Origin of the sequence: Enterobacter cloacae complex sp. 6730903, from assembly GCF_048283985.1 — a bacterium.
GTDB lineage: Bacteria > Pseudomonadota > Gammaproteobacteria > Enterobacterales > Enterobacteriaceae > Enterobacter > Enterobacter hormaechei_C.
This window is the reverse complement of record NZ_JBLVXX010000120.1, coordinates 1-1415: the sequence shown is the minus strand read 5'-3', so window position 1 is coordinate 1415 and position 1415 is coordinate 1. Positions and strand designations below refer to the sequence as shown.

The 1415-nt window shown below is 50.5% G+C and carries 3 protein-coding genes; all 3 read right to left on the bottom strand.

Going from position 1 to position 1415, the window contains the following annotated elements; all coding sequences use genetic code 11:
* Window positions 1-122 precede the first annotated feature (122 nt).
* Window positions 123-356: a phage exclusion lipoprotein Cor gene (gene cor / locus ACNQ0W_RS25080; RefSeq protein ID WP_045409817.1), complete on the bottom strand. Its 234-nt coding sequence runs from the start codon at window positions 354-356 to the stop codon at window positions 123-125.
* A 107-nt stretch (window positions 357-463) separates the two neighbouring features.
* Window positions 464-1135, bottom strand: a complete 672-nt coding sequence (locus tag ACNQ0W_RS25075) for a hypothetical protein (protein ID WP_180261515.1) — start codon at window positions 1133-1135, stop codon at window positions 464-466.
* Window positions 1136-1415: hypothetical protein (locus tag ACNQ0W_RS25070; protein ID WP_417933290.1), on the bottom strand; the 280-nt coding region annotated here is incomplete at its 5' end.

Sequence of the window (1415 nt, the reverse complement as noted above, 5' to 3'; positions counted from 1 at the left end):
AGTTTGTGCCGGTACCTGTAAGGGTGTTTCCGCTGATGGCGATAGTGCCAGTGGTATAAATCATGTTTTCTCCAGGCAATAAAAAACCCCGCCGGAGCGAGGTTTATTCAAAAATGTTTGAGTTAATGGCAGGTGGTACTACTGAACGTGTTTGCGCTGACCCATGACCAGTTAAATGGGTAACCGGCGCGGTACTGGGTCTGGTTACTTTGCTTGCGTACTCCGTAAATCTGGACGATGTTTTCCTGTCCGCCGATCAGGGCCGTTCCGGTACATATGGGTTGCTGCTTCTGAAGAACGCCAGCGCAACCGGAGAGCAATACCGCTACCGCCAGGCAAAGAATCATGTTTTTCATCGTGGTTATATCCCAGGGTATTAACGAAGCTAAACAATAACAAGATGAATCAAAGGGATATAATTGATTTTGTAGATCAATAACACATAATTGATCGCCGAAAACGATCAATCGTAGTTGACGCAGTTGATGGCCATAATCACGTTTCTCAGATTCGAATACGCGACGTTCTGAAGGCTTCCGCTGGGCGTTGTTTGTGGTCTGGCGAATATTCGCGTGTTGCCTCCCTCAAGTTTCGCCATGCTCTTGTATATCGCCGAGTAGGGCTGCGGCTGGCCGCCGGCCGATATAACTCCAGTAATTAGACCCAGCATGGCAGGCATACAGGCCCATTTCCCCGCCAGCGTGGTATTGATGTTATAACCTGAACTTGCATCTACCCCGGCAGTACCGAGGGTTACCACATCACTGAGTGTGCGCGTTTCGTTTGTCAAAATAAGCGTCCCTGACGCATCCCAGACGGCCAGCCCGTAGTCTGGCTTTGTCTGTGGGAAAATAGAGAAAAAATAAACGTACGCTGTGCCGGTTGCATTTGGTCTGAGGAAATCAATAGTGATGGTGTTCCCGCTTATCGTCTGGGTGATTTCCACCTCAACCGTGCAATGAACGAAGGCGATAACAGGCTGACCTGCGGGGAATGTGTGCGTCACTTTGGTATTAAACCCCGATATTCCCTGAAGTGACGCTGTCTTTCGTGCCTGTAGAGCGATTGGCGAGCTGTTCGCGGTCACCCATACTTCCCCGCTAGTCGTCGTCAGTAAAACGCCATATTCCGCCATTTATGCCCTCTCGATCTGGAAAATGAGATAAGCCGCTGCCGCAGGCTCAGTCCCTGCTGAGTAGTCGGTATCGCCTACTGATGACACTGTCGCGGTTCCCCCTGAAATGGTGATCTTCCTCCGACTCGTACCAAACTGATCGCCGTTCATGCTCTGAAAATAGGTCAGCCTGCAACCCGGCGGAAGCGCTACGGTGTAAGAGCCTGTTTTCTGGTTCTGGGCCAGCTGGAGATAGCCACAAACGCTGACAGGCTTAACGCCATAGTTATTTACATTGCCT